Origin of the sequence: Collinsella aerofaciens (assembly GCF_015561195.1) — a bacterium.
Lineage (GTDB): Bacteria > Actinomycetota > Coriobacteriia > Coriobacteriales > Coriobacteriaceae > Collinsella > Collinsella aerofaciens_AC.
This window is the reverse complement of record NZ_JADMSU010000003.1, coordinates 160,717-183,176: the sequence shown is the minus strand read 5'-3', so window position 1 is coordinate 183,176 and position 22,460 is coordinate 160,717. Positions and strand designations below refer to the sequence as shown.

The following is a 22,460-nucleotide window of genomic DNA, read 5'->3' as shown; positions in this document are numbered from 1 at the left end:
TCATGTTTTAACTATCGCCATTATAGGTATTATCGCGATTCCATTTGAGCCCTCGGCGTTTGTTGAAATGAGGCAGGGATTCGCATAAGATTGAAGCAGATGGCACCCGTTGCCGCGGGTTAGCCAACTCCGAAACACGTTTGTAGCGTGAGAAGTGGCCGTCTTCGCATTATGCGGGGGCGGCTATTTCATTCGACCTCCAATGTGGATGCCGAGCTCCACAGCCGCGATTACAAGCAATAACAACGTCAGGACATCGTCAATACTCATAGTCCATCTCCTTCTTGGGTAGAGGGAGCTGGCCCATCTGCTTCAGCTTCCATTGTAGCTAAATACGAACGAATGTTCTATAGATGCTACGGAATTAGACAATTAGACAAGCATCTAAATATCGAGTATAGTGTGCGCGTCGTGAAAGATAGTGAGAGGAGGTTCTATGCCGGGAGAGGGATTTAAGGCACTGGCGGATCCAACGCGGCGGCGCATTTTGGAGCTGCTGCGCGAGGGCAACCGCACGGCAGGGGAGCTTGCCGAGCATTTTGACATCAGCAAGCCGTCCCTCAGCCATCATTTGGCAACGCTCAAAAACGCCGGGTTGGTGACCGATGAGCGCCATGGTCAAAACATCGTATACAGCTTAAACACCACCGTCATGCAGGACTTGATCGGTTGGTTTATGGGCTTTACAAACACTGAAGGTGATGAGGATGAATAACGAAAACAAGGGCATTCACGCCACGGGGGTATCGTCGCGCGTGTGGATTGCGCTGGTCGCTCTATGCGTCGCCAATGTCGCAGCGCATCTGATAGTGATGCCGAGCTTGCCTGCGCAGATTCCCACGCACTGGGGCGCGAACGGCGCCGTCGACGGTTGGGGCCCTAGCTGGATGGCCTCCGCGCTCGGCGTGCTGCCTCTGGCGCTTCTCGCAATGTTCTGCGTGGTGCCGCGCATCGATCCCAAAGGTGAGGCATATCGAACCTCCGGCAAGTTCTATCAGGGCTTCGTAATCGCCTTCACCTTGTTCATGTGTGCCATAAGCTGGTTGGGTGAGCTTACGGTCTGGGGCGTGGTGCCGGCGGTCGGTTCGGTCAACGTGCTGATTTCCGGTGCTATCGGTTTGCTGTTCATCGGCGTAGGCAACTACTTGCCGCGTGTGAAGCAGAACTATACGCTCGGTATCAAGACGCCCTGGGCGCTTGCCGATCCCGAGAACTGGCGCCGTACGCAGCGCTTTGGCGGTGCCTGCTTTATGGTGTTGGGCATTGGCCTCATCGTAATGGGCGTGGCGGGTAGCGTGCTTTCGAGTGAAGTCGTCGCCGCGGTGATTGCGGTGCTGGCGTTTGGTTCGGCTGGAGCTGCCTACGTCTATTCGTATCTGCTGTGGCGCAAATCGCAGCGAGCCGTTCGCTAAGGTTGCGGAAAACTAGCGTACGCAGTTCATAGTGTGTTCCGGGGGACTTTTCCCAGGTAGTATTAGGGGGTGTGGGCAACCATGCCCCTTTTTCGTTAAATTTCAGAGCTGGTTACCTCGTTTCGTTTCCACTAAAACGAAAACAAGAATAGGGAAACAGCAGGTAGAAAGGATAAAACAGGCAAATGGCGGAGTTTATCTACCAGATGTATCAGGCTCGTAAGGCCCATGGCGACAAGGTGATCCTTGACGACGTGACCCTGAGCTTCTACCCCGGTGCCAAGATCGGCGTCGTGGGCCCCAACGGTATGGGCAAGTCGACCCTGCTCAAGATCATGGCCGGTATCGAGGAGGTCTCCAACGGCGATGCCAGGCTCACTCCCGGCTACACCGTGGGCATCCTGCAGCAGGAGCCGCCGCTCGACGACGACAAGACCGTCATCGAGAACGTGCGCATGGCGTTTGGCGATATGATCGCCAAGGTCGATCGCTTCAACAAGATCGGCGAGGAGATGTGCGACCCGGATTGCGACATGGACGCCCTCATGGCCGAGATGGGCAAGCTCCAGGACGAGATCGATGCCGCCGACGGCTGGGATATCGATTCCAAGCTCGGCCAGGCCATGGACGCCCTGCAGCTGCCCGATTCTGACATGCCGGTTAACGTGCTCTCTGGCGGCGAGCGCCGTCGCGTGGCCCTGTGCAAGCTGCTGCTCGAGGCTCCCGACCTGCTGCTGCTCGACGAGCCCACGAACCACCTGGACGCTGAGTCGATCCTGTGGCTCGAGCACTTCCTGCACAACTATCAGGGCGCGGTGCTTGCCGTCACGCACGATCGCTACTTCTTGGATAACGTTGCCGAGTGGATCTGCGAGGTCGACCGCGGTCACCTTTATCCCTACAAGGGCAACTACTCCACGTATCTGGAGACCAAGGCCGCCCGTATCGAGGCTCAGGGTAACCGCGATGCCAAGCTCGCCAAGCGCATGGAGGCCGAGCTCGAGTGGGTACGTAGCTCGCCCAAGGCTCGCCAGGCCAAGAACAAGGCCCGTCTGGCTCGCTACGAGGAGATGGAGGCCGAGGCCCGCGCAAGCCAGAAGCTCGACTGGACCGACATCCGCATCCCCGTGGGACCGCGTCTGGGCAACAAGGTGCTCGAGGCCCATCACCTGCACAAGGAGTTCGACGGTCGCGTGCTCATCGATGACCTATCGTTCACCCTGCCGCGCAACGGCATCGTGGGCGTCATCGGCCCCAACGGTGTCGGTAAGACCACGCTGTTCAAGACGATTGTGGGCTTGGAGCCGCTGACTTCGGGCGAGCTCGAGGTGGGCGAGACCGTCAAGATCTCCTATGTCGACCAGAACCGTTCCGGCATCGACCCCGATAAGAACCTGTGGGAGGTCGTCTCGGACGGCTTGGACCACATGATGGTCGGCGAGACCGAGGTTCCGAGCCGTGCTTATGTGGCGAGCTTTGGCTTTAAGGGCCAGGACCAGCAGAAGCGCGCTGGCGTACTCTCCGGTGGCGAGCGCAATCGTCTGAACTTGGCGCTTACGCTCAAGCAGGGCGGCAACCTGCTGCTCCTCGACGAGCCCACGAACGACCTCGACGTCGAGACGCTGTCCTCGCTCGAGGCGGCGCTGCTCGAGTTCCCGGGCTGCTCGGTGGTCATTAGCCACGACCGTATGTTCCTGGACCGCGTCGCCACGCACATTCTGGCGTGGGAGGGCACCGACGAGAACCCGGGCAACTGGTATTGGTTTGAGGGCAACTTCGAGGCCTATCAGGCCAACCGTATCGAGCGGCTGGGCGAGGACGCAGCCCAGCCGCATCGTATTCACCGCAAGCTCACGCGCGATTAATCGAGCTCAGGTGACCTAACGAGAAAGGGACGATAACCTTGAGGGTTATCGTCCCTTTTTGCTACTCGGCAGAAGATTCAACCTTGTCGATGGTCCAGGTGGCTCCGAGGCCTCCGGTGGTGTTGCGGCGGATGCGCACGGTGACTTCGTGGCGCTCGCCGGCCTGCGTGTAGCGCAGGGGGAAGCTTGCGCGGTTTCGCGCGGCCTCGATGGTACCGCGCTCGCGGGCGATCCAGTAGTACTCGCCGACGATGCCGAGCGTGTCGGCGCCGTAGGGGAGATAGGTCGACAACTGGTGCAGAAGCGGGCCGGGGCAGAAGACTTCGGTTGCGAAATCGATAGGGAAGTCCTCGGGGATGGTCGGTACTGCAGCGGGGACCGGAGCCGGTGCCGGTGCGGGAATCTGGTCATAGACAGGTGCGGATGCGGACTCGATGACGGGTGCAGACTCAGGCACCGGTTCCGGCTTAACTGCGGAATCTGTCGGTTCCACGGAGACGGATGTGTTTTCAGTCTCGGTTTTGGCATCGGCCTGCGGGGCGTCCTCTGCCTCGACAGACGACTTTGCCTCGATGGGCGTGGATGCCATGGTGGTGATGCCAGCGTTTGCGTTCTCGGGGTCATAGACGACCGTGAGCGAGATTGCGGGCTGCGGCGTCTCGGGCTCCGGCGCCGACTCGGTAGCGCCTTGATCGGCGGGCTCGTCGGGCTGATCGTCCTTAGGCTCGTCGCCAAAGACATCGCTGTTTTGGAACGCAGACGTCTCAGGTTGGTTAGCGGCTTCTTCGGTTGTCGACTTGGGCGCTTCGTTGAGCTCCGCAGTGGCTTCCTGCTCGGATATGACTTCGGGATCGGTCGTGGCGGCGATTTCGGTTTCGGCTTCTGCTGCTACCTCAATAGCGACTTCGATCTCTGTCTCGGGCTCGGGCTTCGGCACAGCTTCAACCACGGGCTCGGGCTCGGCGCGCTTAACGTGCTTGGGGCGCACGGCCTTGAGGTCCTTCTCGCCGCGCTTTTTCTTTTTGTAGGACTGCTTGGCTCCCTTGGCTGCCTTGGGCTTGTCCTCGCCCTTGGCAAGGGCGGCATCCCAGGCATCGTTGGCGATGACGGTGGCATACAGGCGACCGCCCTTAAAGACGGTCAGCTTAATACAGTCGTCGAGTTCCTCGAGCAGCTCGCGCGTGGACTCGAAGCCCAGGTCATAAGCAGTCATATCGCCAGCGGCGAGCGCCTCCTCGACCTGCGTCATAAACGTTTGCTTGCCGCATCCAATCGCATCGCGCAGCAGGCGATACAGATAGATGTGATTGCCCAGCGAAAGCGTGGGCCTAACTATTGTCTTGCTCATGGCAAATCTCCTCTTTACACACCAAAGCATCTTACCATCGCGCAGGGCTTGCCACCTCGGCGCCCAAAGCAAACGGGCGCGACCGTTGCCGGTTCGCGCCCGTTATGCAGGTCGGTTATCTGTGAGAGACAAACGTGCTTAGTTGCCCGATGTCGTGCCTTGGCTCGAGCTGTCAGATGCCGTGCCGGATGCGGTTCCGCTCGAGCTGTTGGTGTTGCCGTTGTCGGTAGATCCCGTACTCGATGTATTGCCGCTCGTCTGGTCACCCGTGCTCGGCTGAGAGCCGTCGTTCGTTTGGCTGGAGTCGGTCGTTCCGGATTGTGTGCCGCCGCTGTTCGAAGAGGAATCGGTGCCTTGCGACTGATCAGGGGTGGTCGAGGAAGAATCGGTGGGTGCGGAGTTGGCCTGTGAGTCGTTCGGCTGGCTTTGCGATTGGCCGGCGCTGTCCGCGTCTTGCTCGGTCGTGCGCGACGACAGGATTGGCTCGGGACGCTCGCCCAGACCCTCACCGGCAGTGGTGATAAGGATGGCGCCGGCGCAGGCGATGACCGCGACGATGGCGATGGCGATCGAGAAGACGATGACCTTCTTTTGCGTCTGGCTGCGCTCTGCAGCGGCCTTGGCGCGCAGGCTGTTGGGGGCGACGCGCGCCGTGGTCGCGCGCCCCGCAATCTGGCGCATCTCCTGCGTAGTCGCGGCGCCGCCCAGGTGCTCCTCGACATTGGGCTCAACGGGCTCGTAGGCGCCGGCAGGGTAGTCGACAGCGGCGTGCATGCTCTTGATTGCTTCGGCGCTGGCGGAGATAAAGTGGCGATAGACCTGCGAGGACACAACAGTGATGACTGAGCTCACAGCGGCACCAATCACCGAGCCGGCAATGCCGATCTTTGAAGCAAGCGCCACGCTCGTGGCGGCAGCTGCGGCGCCGGCGACGATCTGGGGAATGGAAATGTCGTCGAACAGGCCCTTTTTGGGCGCGATGGCCATGGTCTGTCCGATGGAATGGTTCTCGTGCACGCCGTTGTTGAGCGCGGCCGGTGTCATGACGCGCGTGCGCGGCGCGTCGGTGTACTTGGTTGTCATACGGGGTCCTCCCGGTGTAAATCTGCTTCGTTTCGTGTAGCCATCAGGGTACCCACCAGATGTGAATCGTACGTGACATTTAACAGATACCATCAACTCATCAATAGCTCACCGAGTTGGTGGGGTGCGGTTGCACCCGGCGGTTGAACTACAATAGGGCTTGCTAATTGTTGTGAATGGCGTCTACGCACGGGAGCATTCTTATGAATCTTCACCTTTCTCAGTCTGATGGCTTTTTGCGCGTGGCGGCGGCGTCGCCGCGGATTCGCGTCGCCGATGTCGAGGGCAATGCCGAGGTTGCGCTGGCGGCTGTTCGCGATGCTGCCGAGCGTGGCATTCGCGCGCTGGTGCTGCCCGAGCTTAACCTGACCGGCTATACCGTGGCCGATCTGTTCCATAACCGCACATTGCTGCATGCCTGCGAGGCTGCTCTGGTGCATATCCTCGACGAGACTCGTGAGCTGCCGATTGTCTTTACCATTGGTCTTCCCGTTGCGGTTGCCGAGAATATCTACAACTGCGCCGCCGTGTGCTGCGCGGGCGAGCTTTTGGGCCTCACGGCCAAGAAGTATTTGCCCAACTATGGCGAGTTCTATGAGCGCCGTTGGTTTGCTCCGGCACCTACCGATCCCGTTTGGCTTGAATTTGCCGGTCAGGGTCCGGTTCCGCTGGGTTCGGGGCTTGTCTACCGCTGCTGCGATGAGGGCGCCGAGGATTTGGTACTCGGTATTGAGATCTGTGAGGACCTGTGGGTGCCGGCACCCCCTTCGACCGAGATGGCGCTTGACGGTGCGACGGTGATTCTCAACCCGTCGGCCTCGGACGAGATTATCGGTAAGGCAGATTACCGCCGCAGCCTTATCTCCAATCAGAGTGCGCGTCTGTACTGCGCCTATGCCTACGCCGATGCGAGCGAGGGCGAGTCCACGACCGATATGGTCTTTGCGGGCGAGAACCTTATCTACGAAAACGGCTCCAAGCTCGCCGCGACGAAGCTCCTCACTTGCGATATGGCGGTTGCCGATGTCGACCTTGACCGCCTGGTTGCCGAGCGCTGTCGCTCGACGACGTGGACGCGCGCGGACGATGCGCCGGAGGCCACAACCGTTGAGTTTTCGTTTGAGGGCGTGTTGGCCGAAGAGCCTGTCCTGCGCGACGCCTGCGACATCGACCGTGTCTTCCCCCGCGCGCCCTTCGTGCCTGCCGACCATGGTGACCTGGCCGAGCGTTGCGAGACCATCCTCGACCTGCAGACCGCGGGCCTCAAGACCCGTCTTGCCCATACGGGTACCAAGGCGGCCGTCATCGGTCTTTCAGGCGGCCTGGACTCCACGCTGGCACTGCTTGTGACCGTGCGTGCCTTCGATGCGCTGGGGCTGCCGCGCACGGGTATCACGGCGGTCTCCATGCCAGGTTTTGGCACGACGCATCGTACCAAGTCGAATGCCGAGTCGCTTGCCCGCGACCTGGGCGTGAGCTTCCGCGAGGTTTCGATTCACGCGGCCGTGGATCAGCACTTCAAGGACATTGAGCACGATCCGGCCGTGCAGGACGTGACCTACGAGAACAGCCAGGCCCGCGAGCGTACGCAGATCCTCATGGATTTGGCCAACCAGGCCGGTGGCTTTGTCATCGGCACCGGCGACCTGTCGGAGCTGGCGCTCGGCTGGGCTACCTATAACGGTGACCACATGAGCATGTACGCCGTCAACGCGAGCGTGCCCAAGACGCTTGTGCGCCATCTGGTACGCTACGCGGCTGATGTCTTTGGCGGGCGTATTGCCGAGGTCTTGCTCGACATCCTCGATACGCCGGTGTCCCCCGAGCTTCTGCCGCCCACGGGCGACGGCGAGATTGCGCAGAAGACCGAGGATTTGGTGGGCCCGTACGAGCTGCACGATTACTTCCTCTATTACCTGCTGCGTTTTGGCTTTGAGCCGGGCAAGATCTACCGCATGGCGCTCAAGAGTTTCGAGGGCGTCTACGACGCCAAGACCGTCCACACGTGGCTGCGTACGTTCTATCGTCGCTTCTTTGCCCAGCAGTTTAAGCGCAGCTGCCTGCCCGACGGTCCCAAGGTGGGCTCGGTGACGCTCAGCCCGCGCGGCGATTGGCGTATGCCGAGTGACGCCAGCTCGCGTCTGTGGCTTGCGCAGATCGACGCGCTCAATCCAGTTGACTAAGGTTGGCTAAATTGAACCAATACGGGGGTTGCAAGCGTTACACTTTTGCAATCTGATGGCCCGTATCGCGCGGCGCTCTTGTCGGAGCGCCGCGTTTTTCATATCGAAAGGTGGCACCATGCAGGCATCGCAGCGTCTCGACCGCTTTGGCGCGGAGGTCTTCGCCTCGCTCAACAACAAACTGCTTGCGCTGAAGGCTCAGGGCAAGACCATTTACAACATGAGCGTGGGCACGCCCGACTTTAAGCCGTACGACCACGTGGTCGAGGCGCTGATCCAGGCCGCCCAGGACCCCGAGATGTGGAAATATGCCCTGCGCGACCTGCCCGAACTCAAGCAAGCCGTGTGCGATTACTATGAGCGTCGCTTTGGTGTCTCCGGCATTACGCCGTCTATGGTGCAGTCGTGCAACGGCACGCAGGAGGGCGTGGGTCATTTGGGCCTGGCCCTGCTCGATCCGGGTGACACCATTTTGGTTCCCGATCCGTGCTACCCGGTCTTTGAGGCGGGCGCCAAGATCGCCGATGCCAAGCTCGAGTACTATCCGTTGGTCGCCGAGCATAATTACCTGCCCTATGTGGCGGGTATCGATCCCGAGGTGGCCGATCGTGCCAAGTATATGATCGTGTCGCTGCCCGCAAACCCGGTCGGCTCGGTGGGCACGCCCGAGGTCTACGAGGAGATCATCGCTTTCGCCCGCGAGCACGACCTGCTCATCGTCCATGACAACGCGTACTCCGACATCGTGTTCGACGGCGAGCCGGGCGGAAGCTTTTTGCAGTACCCTGGCGCGCTCGAGGTGGGCGTGGAGTTCTTCTCGCTTTCCAAGTCGTTTAACGTCACCGGTGCGCGTATCGGCTTTTTGGTCGGCCGCGAGGACGTGGTCTCTGCCTTTGCCAAGCTGCGCGGTCAGATCGACTTTGGTATGTTCTTCCCGATCCAGAAGGCTGCTATCGCCTGCCTGAACGGTCCGCGCGATGAGGTCGAGGCGCAGCGTCTGAAGTACCAGGAGCGCCGTGATGCCCTGTGCGACGGTCTTGAGGGCCTGGGCTGGGAGCGTCCCAACGCGCATGGCTCTATGTTTGTGTGGGCCAAGCTTCCCGGTGGTCGCACCGATTCCATGGCGTTTTGCGAGGAGCTCATGGAGAAGGCCGGCGTTGTGGTGACGCCGGGCGCGAGCTTTGGTCCTTCGGGCGAGGGGCACGTGCGCATGGCGCTGGTCTTGCCGCCCGACCAGATTGCTTTGGCTGTCGAGGCCATTCGCGAGGCGGGCCTGTATTAGAAAGGTATTTCGGCTCGTCAATAGCTCGAAACCGATTTCGTGCAGTTATTTTACGATTTCTGCAAACAATTTCGGTAAACGGTCGATTTTTGGCTGCGAATAGGAGCATAATCAAAGTCCCGATTGGATGTATTGGGATTACGGCAAGCCGCTCGGGTCGTTCCCGGGCGGCTTGCTTGTGGAGAGAGATGGGAGTTTCTAATGGTTAACGAGAAGAAGGTCGCTATTGTCGGCTGCGGTTTCGTTGGTTCGTCTTCGGCGTTCGCGCTGATGCAGAGTGGTCTGTTCTCCGAGATGGTCCTCATCGACGTGGACAAGAACCGCGCCGAGGGTGAGGCCCTGGATATCGCGCACGGCATGACGTTTGCCGAGCCGATGAAGATCTACGCCGGCGATTATTCCGATGTCGCCGACGCCGCCATGATCGTCGTCACCGCTGGTGCTGCTCAGAAGCCCGGTGAGACCCGCCTGGACCTGGTCAACAAGAACGTCAACATCTTTAAGTCCATTATCCCCGAGATTAAGAAGTCCGGCTTCGACGGCATCCTGCTTATCGTCTCCAACCCGGTCGATGTTCTGACCTACGCCGCCATCAAGATGTCCGGCCTGCCCGAGGGCCACGTCATCGGTTCCGGCACCGTGCTCGACACCGGCCGTCTGCAGCAGATGCTTGGTGCCCACGTCGAGGTTGACCCGCGCGATGTCCAGGCCTATGTCATGGGCGAGCACGGCGACTCCGAGTTTGTCGCTTGGTCCAGCGCCCAGGTTGCCGGCGTTCCGCTGAACACCTTCTGCGAGCTTCACGGTCATCTGGAGCATGAGGCTGCCGAGAAGCGCATCGCCGAGGACGTCAAGAACTCCGCCTACACCATCATCGAGAAGAAGCACGCCACCTACTACGGCGTCGCCATGGCCGTCAAGCGCATCTGCACTGCCGTCATGCGCGATGAGCAGACCGTTCTGCCTGTCTCCTCGCTTATGGTGGGCGAGTACGGCCTGTCCGATCTTGCCATCTCCATGCCGACCGTCGTTGGCCGCGACGGCGTTGTCTGCCGCGTCCCCGTGCCGCTGAACGATGACGAGCAGCATGAGCTCACTGCCTCCGCCAAGGCCCTCAAGGACATCATCGACAGCGTCGACTTCTCCTGCTAAATCAAGCTCGCGAGAGCGAAAAGCTACAATGAAGGCGTCCGAGCCCACACGGCCCGGGCGCCTTTTTGATGTAAAGTAACCTGACCCCAATGCACCATAGTTGATGGGAGGGCCATGTCGGATTCCTCTAGTTTTTTGACCTATGCCCAGACGGCGTTTGATCCGTTTGAGGAACGGCCGTTCTGCGCGGTGGATAGCCTGGTCTTTGCGTGGTTGTCCTATTTGCGTTTGCCGGGTGATATGGCGGAGCTGACGAACTGGCAGGGCCTAGACGTACGCGAGCTGCTGCGTGCCGAGTGCTACCGGGACATGATTGGCGACTTGTGGGATTCAGAGGGGAGCAGGGCCTTGTTGGAGGCCGTGGCAGCAAGCCCTCGCTACCGTGGCGTGCACGTTTGCGGCTATCGTGCCGTGAGCGATGTGGTGGCGACAGAGCAGTTTGCAGCCATGGCGTTCCGGTTTCCGGCGGGGTTTAGTTATCTTTCCTTCCGAGGGACCGACAGCACGATTGTGGGCTGGAAAGAGGACTTTAACATGGCATTCCGGTGTCCTGTGCCGGCTCAGGAATCCGCGGCGCGTTATGTGGACGAGGCGGCGGATGCGATTGGCGGGTCGCTTTTGTGCGGAGGTCATTCCAAGGGTGGAAACCTTGCGGTGTACGGTGCGGCGATGTGCTCCGATGTCGCCTGTGAGCGAATCGAACGGGTGTATTCCCATGATGGTCCGGGCTTCGTCGAGGAGTTTCTGAACGGCAACGCCTTTGCCGATCTTTCCGGTCGAATCGACAAGACGCTACCTCGGTCGTCGATCTTTGGCATGATGTTCGAGACGCAGGAGGACTATGCCATCGTTGAGAGCACCGAGTTCAGCCTGCTGCAGCACAATCCCTTTAGCTGGGTGGTTGATGGTCGCGACTTCGTGTACTGTGAGCGCCTGTCCGCCGGTGCTCGATACGTTGATGGCTCCATTCGCGAGATGCTGCTTGCAGTGTCACCTAGCGAGCGCGAGCGTTTTGTAGATGCGTTGTTCTCCGTGTTTGAGGCTACGGGTGCTGAGCGGTTTGCGGATATCGCCGGGAATCTGCGCGAGAGCCTGCCCGTGATGCTCCAGGCTGCGCAAGGTTTCGATAAGGATACACGACGCTTTGTCTCGCAGACCATCGTGGCAATCCTTAAGTGCGCACTGCTGCCCAAACGACCCCAGATCGACATGTCCGCTGCCGGCAAGAGTTTGGCAGAACAGCTCGAGGCTTGGCAGTCCGAGCTCCTGCGCTAACCATTGGTGCAAAGCAACCTGTCCCTGATGCACCAAGCTTCGATGCGCCTGGGGCGGGCTCGACCGCTATACTGGTTCGTGCCGAAAACGATCTAGAACGGAATGCCGTATATGAAAATCAATCACGCGATTCTGCATATCCTGGACTTTGACTCTGCCGTCAACGTTATGAGCCAGCGCGAGCTCGATATCGAGAGCCGTACCGTGCGTAATTTCGTAACCACGCACCTGCGGCGCGCTCGTACCTCGGCTGATAACAAGCGTGCTACGTTTGCCGAGAACTCCGCATTCGGCGGCGAGCTCAAGGGCTATTTCTTTGGTGAGCGTGAGTTCGTGGACCTGTCTCAGCAGATTGCGGAGTTCATCTCTTCCGAACTTACCAAGGCCGAGAAAGCCGAGTCCACTGACGTGCTCGTGGCCGACTTTGATGACGATGAGGATGCCCGCTGGTTTGCCGTGATGCTGCTGGGCTCCAAGCAGGCCTTTATGCACGAAGTGGGCCGCGAGGAGGGGGAGGTGCGCAACGACATCGCGCGCCACTACGCCATTCTGCCGAACCCCTCGCAAAAGGTGCCGAGCTATGCCATCGTGCGCGCGAGCACCATGGAGATCGGCTATGTGGACAAGAAGCGCAAGATTGCCGGCGAAGACCGCATGCTCATTCCCGACGGTCTGCTGCAGTGCGATACGGGCGTGTCGGGCAAGGAGGTCATCGACACCGTGACGCGCGTGGTCGAGGAAGTCGCCGAGGAGCACGGTGCCAATACAGCCGTAGCGCTCGCTAAGGTTAAGGCCGCTGTGGCCGAAAAGGTTGAGGATGACGAGGAACTGCCGCCTTGGGATATCGTCGATGAGGTCTTTGAGAACGAGCCGGTCATCAAGGAGAGCGTACGTGCGGCGCTGACCGAAGAGAAGGTGCCCGAGCGTGTGCCCGTGGAGCGCAAGCAGGTCGAGCGTGCGGCCGTGCGCAACCACAAGATTCGTACCGATACGGGCATCGAGATCAGCTTTCCGGCCGAGATGGGCTCGAACTCCGAGTACATCGAGTTCGTCAACGAGCCCAACGGCCTCATTTCCATCGAGCTCAAAAACATCGGCAGCATCGAGAATAGATAAACTACGCTTGGACGCTGCAGAAAAACAAAGGTCGAAGCCTCGGATGAGGGCTTCGGCCTTTTTTGCTTGGGATTGAATTGCGCCGTAGGTTGAGCATACGTCAGCGAAAACGCCCCAGAGCGAGCAAGGTGACGTGAAAGAGGAAGGCATTGACCTTTCGGTCATGCCCGACGATTGAACGTCAGATTGCCGCTCTGGGGCGTTTGCAGCGTCGACTTGTTACGCGGTTTGTCAAAACCGCGTAACCCTACAGTTGACGTAAACCCTCTTCCAGACCGGTCTTGCTGTCGGTTTTCTCGTCGCGCATCTTGATGACGCGAGCGGGAACACCGGCCACGACGGCGCCGGCGGGGACGTCCTCGACGCACACGGCGCCGGCGGCAACGACAGCGCCCTTGCCCACACGCACGCCTTCCAGGACCACGGCGTTAGCGCCGATCATGACATCGTCCTCGATGATGACGGGCGTGGCGCTGGCGGGCTCCACGACGCCTGCCAGCACGGTGCCGGCGCCGATGTGGCAGTTCTTACCCACGGTGGCGCGGCCGCCCAGCACGGCGCCCATGTCAATCATGGAGCCCTCGCCAATGACGGAGCCGATGTTGATGATGGCACCCATCATGATGACGGCGCGATCGCCGATCTCGACGCGGTCACGGATGATCGCGCCCGGCTCGATGCGGGCGTTGATGCCCTTGAGGTCGAGCATGGGCACGGCGGAGTTGCGGCAGTCGTTCTCTACGTCGTAGTAGTCGATGGAGTCGGCGTTGGCGTCGAGGATTGCCTTGAGCTCATCCCAGTCACCAAAGACGGTCTTGCCACGACGACCGCCGTAGACGTGTGCATTGCCCCACTGGACCTTCATGCCCGGCTTTTCGCGCACGTACAGTTTGACGGGCGTTTTCTTGGGCGCGGTGGCGATGTAGTTGATAATCTCCTGGGCATCCATCTCGGCTGCGTTACTCATATGCTGTTTCTCCTTTGCGTGGGTACGGTAGATAACTGGTTAGGCGAACATGACTTGGTCGAAGGTGTAGAAGCCAGGGTCGCGGACGACGAGCTTTTGAGCGGCGGCCAGAGCGCCGTTGACGAAGATCTGACGGCTCGTGGCGCGATGCGTGAGCGTGACTTCCTCGTCCTGGCCAAAGAAACTCACCTCGTGCACACCGGCGACGGTGCCGCCGCGCAGCGAGTGCATGCCGATTTCCTTGGGATCGCGAGCGCCGCACATGCCCTCGCGACCGTAGACAGGATGATAGCCAGCCTCAGGCTCGGCCTCGACCACGGCGTCGAGTAACAGCTTGGCGGTGCCGCTGGGAGCGTCGACCTTTTGGTTGTGGTGCGTCTCGACAATCTCGCAGTCAAAGCCGGGCAGTTCACGCGTGGCCTGGGCCACTAGGTGACGCAGGGCGGCGATGCCGATAGAGTAGTTGCCCGAGTGCATGACGCGGGCATTCTGGCCCAGCTCGCGCAGGTGGTCCATCTGCTCGGGGGTGTAGCCTGTGGTGCCCGAGACCAACGCCGCGCCCGTGCGCTCGACATAGGCGACAACGGCATCGAAGGTCACGATGTTCGAGAAGTCGATGATTACATCGGCTGTCGGTGCGCTCTCGAGCTCGGACAAGTCGAAGCCGATCTGGGCGACGATGTCAAAAACGGGCTCTCCAGCGGCGTTGACAATGCCCTCGGCGGTAGTGCGGATCAGCGAGCCCATGCGGCCCGTTCCCATAATGACGGTCTTAATCAAGCAGACCAGCTCCCTTCAGAGCATCGGTAAGTGCAGCGCGCGTGTCGTCTGCCATGGGGCATAGCGGCATGCGGTAGTTTGCCTCGATCATGCCCATCTGGGCGAGCGCTTCCTTAACGGGGATGGGGTTGACCTCGCTAAAGAGGGCATTGATGAGCGGCTGGCCGGCAATCTGGATATCGCGGGCGCGCGCTACGTCGCCGTCCAGATAGGCGCGACACATGTCATGCACGAGCTGCGGCTGAACATCGGCCCACACACTGATGGTGCCCGAGGCGCCCAGGCTCATGAGCGGTACGGTGAGGGCGTCCTCGCCCGAGTACATGCGGAAGTCATCGGACAGCAGGTGGGCGATCTTGGCCGCGTAGGCGACGTTGCCCGAGGCTTCCTTAATGCCCATGATGTTGGGGTGCGCGGCCAAGCGCTCTACGTTGCGCTCGCTGATGCCGCAGCCGCAGCGGCCGGGGATGTTGTACAGGATGCAGGGGATATCTACGGCATCCGCTACGGTCTTAAAGTGCTGGTAGATGCCCTCCTCGTTGGACTTGTTGTAGTAGGGGGCAATGAGCAGCAGGCCGTCGGCGCCCAGGCCTTGGTAGGTGAGCGACTTGGTGAGCATGGTCTGCGTGGAGTTAGAGCCCGAGCCGGCGATGACGGGGACGCGGCCTGCAACCTGCTTGACCACGGCGGCGACGACGGAGTTGTCCTCGTCATCGGTCATCGTGGCGCTCTCGCCGGTGGTGCCCAGGGTGAGGATGGCGTCGGTGCCATTTTGCAGGTGGAAATCGATAAGGCGCTCGAGTGCGTCAAAGTCGACGCTGCCGTCCTTTTTAAACGGCGTGACGAGGGCGACGATTGAGCCCTCGAGATTACGGATGTCCATGTTCTTCTCCTTCGCTTCCGCGATCTGGATGCGTTTGTTCCACTGAGCGGCGACGGCCAGGCGTTCGTCCTGGGCGCGACGGCGGGCGCTTTCGGCACGCGATTTGGCCAGTAGCTCACGGCCGCACGGCAACACGTCGAGCGTGGCAAAATAATCGCCCGGGCGCTCGGCGCGTCGGATGAGGTCGGCCGAGCCATCGGGGCGCAGCAGAACCTCGGCGGAGCGCAGACGGCCGTTGTAGTTGTAGCCCATGGAGTAGCCATGTGCGCCGGTATCGTGGATCACGAGCAGGTCGCCCATGTCGATATGCGGCAGCTCACGATCGATGGCGAACTTGTCGTTGTTCTCGCACAGATTGCCCGTGATGTCGTAAGTGTCCGTAATGGGCGCCGCGGTCTTGTCGGAGCCACCCGGCTGGCCCATCACCGTGATGTGGTGGTAAGCGCCATACATGGCAGGGCGGATCAGATCGACGGCGCTTGCGTCCACGCCGATATAGTTCTTGTAGATCTGCTTCTCATGGATGGCCTTGGTCACCAGGCAGCCGTAGGGCCCCATCATAAAACGACCCATCTCGGTGCAGATAGCCACATCGCCCATGCCGGCGGGAACCAGGATCTCGTCGTATGCCGCGTGCACTCCCTCGCCGATGGCGCGAATGTCGTTGGCCTGCTGCTCGGGCAGATAGGGGATGCCGACGCCGCCGGACAGATTGATAAAGGCGACATGTGCGCCCGTTTCACGCTCCAGGCGCACGGCAAGTTCAAAGAGGATGCGTGCGAGCTTGGGATAGTAGTCGTTAGTGACGGTGTTACTGGCAAGGAAGGCATGGATGCCAAAATTCTCGGCGCCCTTGGCCTTGAGCATGCGGAAAGCCTCGAAGAGCTGCTCGGTGGTCATGCCGTACTTGGAGTCGCCCGGGTTGTCCATGATGCCGTTGGAGAGCTGGAACAGGCCGCCCGGATTAAAGCGGCAGCTGACCGTCTTGGGGATGGGGCCCGCGACGCGCTCAAAGAACTCGATGTGGCTTATGTCGTCAAAGTTGACGATGGCTCCCAGCTTGTCGGCGAGCTCAAAGTCGGCAGCCGGCGTGTCGTTGGACGAGAACATGATGTCGTGTCCCGTGATACCCAGTGAGCGGGCGATCATGAGCTCGGTATAGCTCGAACAATCGCAGCCGCAGCCGTATTCGTTGAGAATGGAGATGAGCGCCGGGTTGGGATTGGCCTTGACGGCAAAGTATTCCTTAAAGCCCGGGTTCCATGCGAAGGCGTCGCGCACTTCTTGCATGTTGCGGCGGATGCCCGCCTCGTCGTATAGATGAAATGGCGTGGGGAACTGCTCGACGATATGCTCGAGCGTCTCCTTGTCCACAAACGGCTGCTTGGCCGCATATGCCTCGTTGGGGGTCAATGCCATGTCCCGTAAACCTCGCTATCCAGACGGCGCCATCTGCGCATCGAATCCGCATAACGTGGACCCAATGTCCGGATAGCGCTCCCGCATTGCTGCAGACAGTCCTGCGGGTGTTTCCCGCAGGCCCACCAGGCTGTTCGTGCCCGAAATGCCCAGTTCGGCGGGTTTCGCCTCCCCGCAGGGTCAAAGTCTGCCGACTCGCCCGCGGCTCATCGTGCCCGCGCCTCTATCAAGTGGTAAAGACCCTACCACGTTGCACTTTACCAAACAAGAGTATTCGTATATAACGTTTAAAAAATGCAGGGATATGCTGGAAATAAGGGTGCGGCAATCTTGCGGCACAATATTGTGTGAATGGATATGCCCCCCCATGAAAGGAATCTTTATGACCGAGCTCCAAGAACTTCGTTGCTATCGGCGCGACTTGCACCGCATTCCGGAGCTCGACTTCGATCTTCCGCAAACCATCGCCTATATCGAGGGCGTGCTCGCTCCGCTCGCCTGCGAGGTGACCCATCCATGCCCCAGCTGCGTCTGCGCTTTCTTCGATGCCGGCACGGGCGCCGCGCATGCCACGGCGATTCGCGCCGACATGGACGCCCTGCCCATCGCGGAGGCAACGGGCGCGGCCTTTGCCTCGACGCATCCCGGTAAGATGCATGCGTGCGGTCACGACGGTCACATGGCCATGGTGCTTGCCGCCGCGACGTATGTCGATCGCACGATTCGTGAGCAGCCGGGTGCCATCAAGCGCAACGTGCTCTTTGTGTTCCAGCCGGCCGAGGAAACGACCGGTGGCGCCAAGACAGTGTGCGAGAGCGGCGTATTCGAGCGCTATGGGGCAGATCGCATCTTTGGCTTCCACGTGTGGCCCGATCTGCCTGCCGGCACGTTGGCGAGCTGCCCTGGTCCGCTGCTGGCGCGCTCAAGCGAGACGCACATTCATATCCATGGCGCGAGCATCCATATCGCCAAGACCTACGGCGTTCCAGTCGAGAAATCGCATGATGCTGCGCTGGCAGCGGCCAAGTTCTTAGTTTCCGAGCGTGAGCTCATGGACGAATTGGGTGCCGACGAGCCCTGCATTGGTAAGTTTGGCCTGCTGCAGGCCGGCACCGTCTGCAATGCGGTGGCGGGGGAGGCCCATGTTGCGGGCAGCTTGCGCGTGTTTACGGACGATACGTTCGACCGCGCACGCGAAGGCGTACGCCGTGTGCTCGATGAAGCATGCGCTGCAACGGGATGCACGTACGATCTCGATTTTGCCGAGGGCTATCCGCCGGTCGATAACGACCCCGAGCTGTTCGCCCACATTGCGCCTGCCTTGTCCGAGCTGCAACTCGTGGATGAGCCGCTGCTAATCGCCGAGGATTTCGCGTTCTATCAGCGCCATCTGCCGGGCGTGTTTTTCTTGCTGGGCACGGGCGTGCCAGAGGGACAAGAAAACCCGATCGACGCTGATGGCTGCCCAGCCTATGCCACAAGCGCTCTGCATACCGATAGTATGCTCTTCGACGAGGAAATCCTACTCAAGGGCCTCGATGCCTACAAACGATTGCTTGGCTTGGAGTGACGATGGAACGACGCCGACAGTCTGCCGTATATAGCCCGGGTGGATGCGGGTGTGGCTTGCTACTGCTTCCGGTTATTGCTGTGAGCATTGGCGTGATGTTTGCGCTTGCCGGGGTGGCAGCGGCGGCACTCGTGTTGCTGATTGTGGCCATCGGCGTGACGGTCTGGCTGTGCCGTTCTCGCGAGCAGCGCCGCGCCGACGGTAAGACCAATGTCGGCTGGGTCGTCTTCCTGATCATTGCGTACCTATTGAGCATCAGCTACCTGGTGTTCTTTGTTCTAATGATGATCAGTGCCTTTACCGGGAAATCCGTTATGGTGGGTTGATGCGCTGCCAGCAGACGGTCACGCAAAGTGCGTTTGCTCGGCGTCTGGATAGCTGCATTGGCCGTTTACCGCAACTTTAGCTCTCAGCTAATGAATTCAAGTTCAATCCTTCCTACGATGTGCTGTGTGCCGGCACGGTAGCCGGATCGTAGGAAGGATGAATAATGGCAAAAGAGGGAAAGAAGCCGATCGGCAAGATTGTCCTAGGCGTCATCGTGGTGCTGGTTATCGTCGGCGCCGTGGGTTCTATGGGTGGCAATTCAACCGATTCGTCTGCGAGCGATTCGGCAAAACCTGCCGAGGCGACACAGCAGGCTGAGGAGCAAAAAGAACCGCAAGAACCGTATACCATTGCTGACGAGGCTGAAGACACCTCCAGTCAGTTTGCCTATAAGATCACGGGCACGCTGACCAATAACACGGACAAGGAAAAGAGCTACATCCAGATTGAGTATGTTCTGTATGATGCCGATGGCAACCAGGTTGGAACGGCTCTTGCAAACACCAATCATCTGAAGGCGGGCGGCTCCTGGAAGTTCGAGGCGCTGGGTACGGTGTCTCCCGACCAGGTTGCTAGCTGGGAGCGTTCGGACGTAAGCGGTTTCTAGCATGTTGCATGCACTGGGGGAGGTGAAGTCGTATGCCCGATAAAAAGCTGACCGAGGAGCTGCTCAATGAGCTTCTCGATGCGCCGAACATCGATAGCTTTATCAGGGAGCATGACTTTGCCGCCCCGTCGCTTTCGGACTACCTGAAGCAGCTGCTGCAGGAAAAGGGCTTGGAGCGCTCGCGCGTGGTTCGTATGGCCGATCTCAATGAGACCTTTGGCTATCAGATCTTTACCGGTGCGCGTCACCCGAGTCGCAATAAGGTGCTGCAGATTGCCTTTGCGATGGCGCTGACGCTCAAAGAGACCAACCGTGCACTGACGGCTGCCGGGGTAAGCGTCCTTAACTGCAAGGATCGCCGTGATGCGATTATCATCTTTTGCATCGATCGCGGGTGCAGCCTCCAAAAGGTCAACGAGGAGCTGTATCGCTTTGGCGAGGAGACGGTGAATTAGCGACTGATATCTGAGCCGGCGGGACTGCCGAACAACGGTGCAAGCGAACGGGGCGCGGATGCCATGGGGTGTCTGCGCCCTGCGCTATGATGGAGACTATGGATACTCAGACCACAACATATTCCGATGACGAGCTGACCGCAGCGCTTGCCGAGCACCTGGCGTCGCTCGGTCGCGACGACAGCTATCGCGTGGAGCGTGTACTTAAGCGCTCGTCCGTTGAAACAACCGAGCTCGTGTACTTTGAAGGAACCGGTGGTGGTTCGCTCGGCCCCTTTGTCCGTAAACGCATCGATGCTTCGGCTCAAATCGGCGGGGCATACGAGCGTCTGTTTGCCGCCCAGCGGGCAGGCAGGCGTTTTGAGCACCTGCCCAGAATCGTCGATTGTCGTCGTGTGGGCGACGAGCTCAACGTGGTTATGGAATACATCGAAGGGGAGACGCTCGGGGCGCTGGTGGACCGTCTGGGGGCTACCCCCGATTATGCGCGCGAAATGTATCCTGCCCTATGCGATGCCGTGGGCGAGCTCCACGCCGGTTTTGCAATGGCGGGGGAGACGTCGGCGCCGGTGATCCATCGCGACCTCAAGCCGTCGAATATCATCGTGACGGGTGTCAACTATACGTCTGATGACGGCCTGACGTTTTCGTCGCTGGTGATTATCGACTTGGGGATTGCGCGCGTATGGCGCGATGGTGCCGATGCCGACACCGTCAAGTTCGGCACGCGACCCTATGCGCCGCCCGAGCAGTATGGGTTTGGGCAGACGAGTGTGCGCAGCGACGTCTACGCACTTGGCGCCCTGTTGTTCTTCTGCTTGACGGGAGCCGACCCTAAACCAGGGCTCGACATGCGCGAGCAATGCGAGGCGCGTGGCATTCCCACTCCACTTGCCGATGCCGTCTGCATGTCGATGGCGCTCGACCCGGCCAAGCGTTTTGCGAGTGCGGAAGCGTTGGGACGGGCGACGCGCTCGGCATACGATCTGAGCCGCCCCGTGCGGCCTCCTACACCTGCGCCTGTCCGTACTCCGGCCTCGGAGACGGTGTTGATGCTCCAAGGGCTCCAGAACCCTGCAGGGCTTCCTAGGCCTGCCGCCTCCGCTGCATGCGGTCTGCTCTCTCGCGTTCCGGAGTCTCTGGGGCGCATTTGGAATACGCTTGTCTGCTTCTCCCTACTTGTGTTCTTTGCCGGAAGTCACTTTGCCGTCTTTCACCCCACGGGAGCAAACCAAAGCTACCCGACGTGGTTTCTCATAATCGAGTATTTTTTCTTTGTTGATGGCCCTATGGTGCTTATGCATTTTGTGCTGCTCGATAAGCGCCGTCTTCGTCGGCGATTCGCACTGCTCGACAGCTATCGCGGCAAGAAACTCGCGAAACTCTGGCTCAAGGCATTGGGTGTGCTGCTCCTATACATGATCGTCATAGTCGCGGTTGCCAATGCGACCGGCGTCGTCGATACCTCCGCTACCTAAAAGAAAAGGGCCCCATTGGGGCCCTTTGCAGTTGCGCTTAGATGCGGTTCATCTGAGCGGCGACTTTGTTGTACCAGTCCTGCCACGTGGGCGGGCAGTACTTTTTGGCCGCTGCCGGGGTAAGGGTGGAGCCGTAGTTGGCGCCCAGATAGGCAACGTGAGCGGAGATGCCCTCGCTCCAGCTGCCAAAGCTGCGCCAACCGCCGCCACGGGCACTCCAGCCCCAGGCGTTGTAAGAATTGGCGCAATAAGCACCCTTGGTGCTTTCGATGCAGGCGATGGCGGGGGACCAACGGGGGTCGACACCGGTATTCCAAGCGGCGACGGCAAAGTTATAGCCCTGGCCTGCCATGGGGGAGCCGGCGAGATAATTGTCGATGCGGCTCGTCCACTCATTGATGAACGAATCGTAATCGGAGCTACCGGTATTGGCGTTGTTCACCGTGGTGTCGATGGTGGTGTTGGTGTTGGTGGCCTGGCTGCTGGAATTGCTGCCGCTTACGCCCTCGCCCGAGAGCTTCTCGGCGGCGGCGGCCTTATCGGCCTCAAGCTTGGCAAGCTCGGCGGCATTTTCCTGCTCGGCTTTTGCCTGTGCCTCGCTGCGGAGCTGCTGGGCCTGAGCCAACGCATCCTCGGCGTTTTTCTGCTCTGCCTCAAGCTGAGACTTGGCCTGCTGGAGCTCAGCCTTGTTCTGCTCGAGTTCGGTTTGCATGTTATTGAGCTGTTCGATCTCGTCGACGCTCGAGCTCGTGATCTGGTTGGTGTATTTGCAGGTCGTGATGAACTCACCCAGGCTCTGCGCGTTGACCAGGAAGCTCACGATGGGGTTGGTGCCCTTCTGATACTTGTACAGATCGCGCATGGCGGAGCTTGCCTTGGCCTGCTGCTCGGGAAGCTTAGCCTCGATTTCCTCGATGCTTGCCTCATTGGAGTCAATCTGCTTTTGCAGGTCATCGAGTTTGGTGCGGGCGTCGTTGTAGGCGCTCGTGGCGGCTTCGATCTTCTGCTGGGCTGCGGAAAGCTGGTCCTGCGTTGCCTGCGAGGCGGCATACGCCGCAACGGGGGAGAGCATCGGCGTGGCCGTCAGCGCAACGGCGAGCGCGGCGCTCGTGATGATACGAGCCGGCTTCGACGCAATGAGCGCTGCGGCGCGATGATTCGAATGCTGCATCCAGTCCCTCTGCAATCAATCGTAGGTTATGGTTCGAACGGTATTCTACTACTGCTTTCGACCTCAACTTGAACCTTAAAGGTTCCA

General features: G+C 60.1%; 19 protein-coding genes and 1 riboswitch. Of the genes, 13 read left to right on the top strand and 6 right to left on the bottom strand.

What is annotated here, in order from left to right:
- Window positions 1–436 precede the first annotated feature (436 nt).
- The 3 genes from I2H81_RS04805 to ettA all read left to right on the top strand — a co-directional run bounded on the left by I2H81_RS04805 (window position 437) and on the right by ettA (window position 3,277).
- Window positions 437–715, top strand: coding sequence for an autorepressor SdpR family transcription factor (locus tag I2H81_RS04805; protein ID WP_195644748.1), 279 nt, complete (start codon window positions 437–439; stop codon window positions 713–715).
- Complete coding sequence (locus I2H81_RS04800; RefSeq protein ID WP_195644747.1) at window positions 708–1,412, top strand: SdpI family protein; 705 nt, start codon at window positions 708–710, stop codon at window positions 1,410–1,412. The genes I2H81_RS04805 and I2H81_RS04800 overlap by 8 nt, the downstream gene beginning before the upstream one ends.
- A 185-nt stretch (window positions 1,413–1,597) precedes the next feature.
- The gene (gene ettA, locus I2H81_RS04795) at window positions 1,598–3,277 is read left to right on the top strand and encodes an energy-dependent translational throttle protein EttA (protein ID WP_055251458.1); all 1,680 of its coding nucleotides are present in this window, start codon (window positions 1,598–1,600) and stop codon (window positions 3,275–3,277) included.
- Window positions 3,278–3,338: 61 nt separating this feature from the next.
- Here the strand turns inward: ettA and I2H81_RS04790 are convergent, their stop codons facing one another.
- Window positions 3,339–4,625: a hypothetical protein gene (locus I2H81_RS04790; RefSeq protein WP_195644746.1), complete on the bottom strand. Its 1,287-nt coding sequence runs from the start codon at window positions 4,623–4,625 to the stop codon at window positions 3,339–3,341.
- A gap of 138 nt (window positions 4,626–4,763) precedes the next feature.
- Window positions 4,764–5,708 carry a hypothetical protein gene (locus tag I2H81_RS04785; protein ID WP_195644745.1) on the bottom strand — a complete coding sequence of 315 codons (945 nt, stop codon included), beginning with the start codon at window positions 5,706–5,708 and terminating at the stop codon, window positions 4,764–4,766.
- Window positions 5,709–5,911: 203 nt separating this feature from the next.
- Between I2H81_RS04785 and I2H81_RS04780 the strand changes: the two genes are divergently transcribed.
- From I2H81_RS04780 to I2H81_RS04760, 5 genes are all read left to right on the top strand, one after another.
- Entirely contained in the window at window positions 5,912–7,891 is a 1,980-nt protein-coding gene (locus tag I2H81_RS04780) for an NAD(+) synthase (protein ID WP_229108071.1), read from the top strand.
- A gap of 118 nt (window positions 7,892–8,009) precedes the next feature.
- Window positions 8,010–9,173, top strand: a complete 1,164-nt coding sequence (locus tag I2H81_RS04775) for a pyridoxal phosphate-dependent aminotransferase (RefSeq protein ID WP_195644743.1) — start codon at window positions 8,010–8,012, stop codon at window positions 9,171–9,173.
- Between the two features lie 201 nt (window positions 9,174–9,374).
- Window positions 9,375–10,325 (top strand): L-lactate dehydrogenase, encoded by a 951-nt coding sequence (locus I2H81_RS04770; RefSeq protein ID WP_006234343.1) that lies wholly within the window; start codon window positions 9,375–9,377, stop codon window positions 10,323–10,325.
- Window positions 10,326–10,439: 114 nt separating this feature from the next.
- Window positions 10,440–11,600 (top strand): Mbeg1-like protein, encoded by a 1,161-nt coding sequence (locus I2H81_RS04765; RefSeq protein WP_195644742.1) that lies wholly within the window; start codon window positions 10,440–10,442, stop codon window positions 11,598–11,600.
- A gap of 111 nt (window positions 11,601–11,711) precedes the next feature.
- On the top strand, window positions 11,712–12,716 hold the full coding sequence (locus I2H81_RS04760) for a nucleoid-associated protein (protein ID WP_195644741.1): 1,005 nt from the start codon (window positions 11,712–11,714) through the stop codon (window positions 12,714–12,716).
- A gap of 247 nt (window positions 12,717–12,963) precedes the next feature.
- On the opposite strand, the gene dapD is transcribed toward I2H81_RS04760, so the two are convergent.
- The 3 genes from dapD to dapA are packed head-to-tail and all read right to left on the bottom strand — an operon-like array spanning window position 12,964 to window position 16,765.
- A complete protein-coding gene (dapD, locus tag I2H81_RS04755; RefSeq protein ID WP_148332713.1) occupies window positions 12,964–13,683 on the bottom strand; it encodes a 2,3,4,5-tetrahydropyridine-2,6-dicarboxylate N-acetyltransferase in 720 nt (239 codons plus the stop codon).
- Between the two features lie 39 nt (window positions 13,684–13,722).
- Window positions 13,723–14,463: a 4-hydroxy-tetrahydrodipicolinate reductase gene (gene dapB / locus I2H81_RS04750; protein WP_229108070.1), complete on the bottom strand. Its 741-nt coding sequence runs from the start codon at window positions 14,461–14,463 to the stop codon at window positions 13,723–13,725.
- On the bottom strand, window positions 14,456–16,765 hold the full coding sequence (dapA, locus tag I2H81_RS04745) for a 4-hydroxy-tetrahydrodipicolinate synthase (RefSeq protein WP_195644740.1): 2,310 nt from the start codon (window positions 16,763–16,765) through the stop codon (window positions 14,456–14,458). Before dapA ends, dapB begins: the two co-directional genes overlap by 8 nt.
- A gap of 65 nt (window positions 16,766–16,830) precedes the next feature.
- Window positions 16,831–16,999, bottom strand: a riboswitch (Lysine riboswitch).
- Window positions 17,000–17,147: 148 nt separating this feature from the next.
- On the opposite strand from dapA, the gene I2H81_RS04740 reads away from it, so the two are divergent.
- The 5 genes from I2H81_RS04740 to I2H81_RS04720 all read left to right on the top strand — a co-directional run bounded on the left by I2H81_RS04740 (window position 17,148) and on the right by I2H81_RS04720 (window position 21,202).
- Window positions 17,148–18,335 carry an amidohydrolase gene (locus I2H81_RS04740; protein WP_195644739.1) on the top strand — a complete coding sequence of 396 codons (1,188 nt, stop codon included), beginning with the start codon at window positions 17,148–17,150 and terminating at the stop codon, window positions 18,333–18,335.
- 2 nt (window positions 18,336–18,337) lie between these two features.
- The gene (locus I2H81_RS04735) at window positions 18,338–18,661 is read left to right on the top strand and encodes a hypothetical protein (protein WP_195644738.1); all 324 of its coding nucleotides are present in this window, start codon (window positions 18,338–18,340) and stop codon (window positions 18,659–18,661) included.
- A 164-nt stretch (window positions 18,662–18,825) separates the two neighbouring features.
- Window positions 18,826–19,269: an FxLYD domain-containing protein gene (locus I2H81_RS04730; RefSeq protein WP_117773919.1), complete on the top strand. Its 444-nt coding sequence runs from the start codon at window positions 18,826–18,828 to the stop codon at window positions 19,267–19,269.
- A 32-nt stretch (window positions 19,270–19,301) separates the two neighbouring features.
- Window positions 19,302–19,724: an XRE family transcriptional regulator gene (locus I2H81_RS04725; protein ID WP_195644737.1), complete on the top strand. Its 423-nt coding sequence runs from the start codon at window positions 19,302–19,304 to the stop codon at window positions 19,722–19,724.
- A 98-nt stretch (window positions 19,725–19,822) separates the two neighbouring features.
- The gene (locus I2H81_RS04720) at window positions 19,823–21,202 is read left to right on the top strand and encodes a serine/threonine protein kinase (protein WP_195644736.1); all 1,380 of its coding nucleotides are present in this window, start codon (window positions 19,823–19,825) and stop codon (window positions 21,200–21,202) included.
- Between the two features lie 37 nt (window positions 21,203–21,239).
- Here the strand turns inward: I2H81_RS04720 and I2H81_RS04715 are convergent, their stop codons facing one another.
- A complete protein-coding gene (locus I2H81_RS04715) occupies window positions 21,240–22,373 on the bottom strand; it encodes a coiled-coil domain-containing protein (RefSeq protein ID WP_099431497.1) in 1,134 nt (377 codons plus the stop codon).
- Window positions 22,374–22,460: the final 87 nt, after the last annotated feature.

Bases quoted from the DNA above. Each gene is read 5' to 3' on its own strand.
- I2H81_RS04805 (WP_195644748.1), top strand. From the start codon at position 437: ATGCCGGGAGAGGGATTTAAGGCACTGGCGGATCCAACGCGGCGGCGC.
- I2H81_RS04800 (WP_195644747.1), top strand. From the start codon at position 708: ATGAATAACGAAAACAAGGGCATTCACGCCACGGGGGTATCGTCGCGC.
- ettA (WP_055251458.1), top strand. From the start codon at position 1,598: ATGGCGGAGTTTATCTACCAGATGTATCAGGCTCGTAAGGCCCATGGC.
- I2H81_RS04790 (WP_195644746.1), bottom strand. From the start codon at position 4,625: ATGAGCAAGACAATAGTTAGGCCCACGCTTTCGCTGGGCAATCACATC.
- I2H81_RS04785 (WP_195644745.1), bottom strand. From the start codon at position 5,708: ATGACAACCAAGTACACCGACGCGCCGCGCACGCGCGTCATGACACCG.
- I2H81_RS04780 (WP_229108071.1), top strand. From the start codon at position 5,912: ATGAATCTTCACCTTTCTCAGTCTGATGGCTTTTTGCGCGTGGCGGCG.
- I2H81_RS04775 (WP_195644743.1), top strand. From the start codon at position 8,010: ATGCAGGCATCGCAGCGTCTCGACCGCTTTGGCGCGGAGGTCTTCGCC.
- I2H81_RS04770 (WP_006234343.1), top strand. From the start codon at position 9,375: ATGGTTAACGAGAAGAAGGTCGCTATTGTCGGCTGCGGTTTCGTTGGT.
- I2H81_RS04765 (WP_195644742.1), top strand. From the start codon at position 10,440: ATGTCGGATTCCTCTAGTTTTTTGACCTATGCCCAGACGGCGTTTGAT.
- I2H81_RS04760 (WP_195644741.1), top strand. From the start codon at position 11,712: ATGAAAATCAATCACGCGATTCTGCATATCCTGGACTTTGACTCTGCC.
- dapD (WP_148332713.1), bottom strand. From the start codon at position 13,683: ATGAGTAACGCAGCCGAGATGGATGCCCAGGAGATTATCAACTACATC.
- dapA (WP_195644740.1), bottom strand. From the start codon at position 16,765: ATGGCATTGACCCCCAACGAGGCATATGCGGCCAAGCAGCCGTTTGTG.
- I2H81_RS04740 (WP_195644739.1), top strand. From the start codon at position 17,148: ATGACCGAGCTCCAAGAACTTCGTTGCTATCGGCGCGACTTGCACCGC.
- I2H81_RS04735 (WP_195644738.1), top strand. From the start codon at position 18,338: ATGGAACGACGCCGACAGTCTGCCGTATATAGCCCGGGTGGATGCGGG.
- I2H81_RS04730 (WP_117773919.1), top strand. From the start codon at position 18,826: ATGGCAAAAGAGGGAAAGAAGCCGATCGGCAAGATTGTCCTAGGCGTC.
- I2H81_RS04725 (WP_195644737.1), top strand. From the start codon at position 19,302: ATGCCCGATAAAAAGCTGACCGAGGAGCTGCTCAATGAGCTTCTCGAT.
- I2H81_RS04720 (WP_195644736.1), top strand. From the start codon at position 19,823: ATGGATACTCAGACCACAACATATTCCGATGACGAGCTGACCGCAGCG.
- I2H81_RS04715 (WP_099431497.1), bottom strand. From the start codon at position 22,373: ATGCAGCATTCGAATCATCGCGCCGCAGCGCTCATTGCGTCGAAGCCG.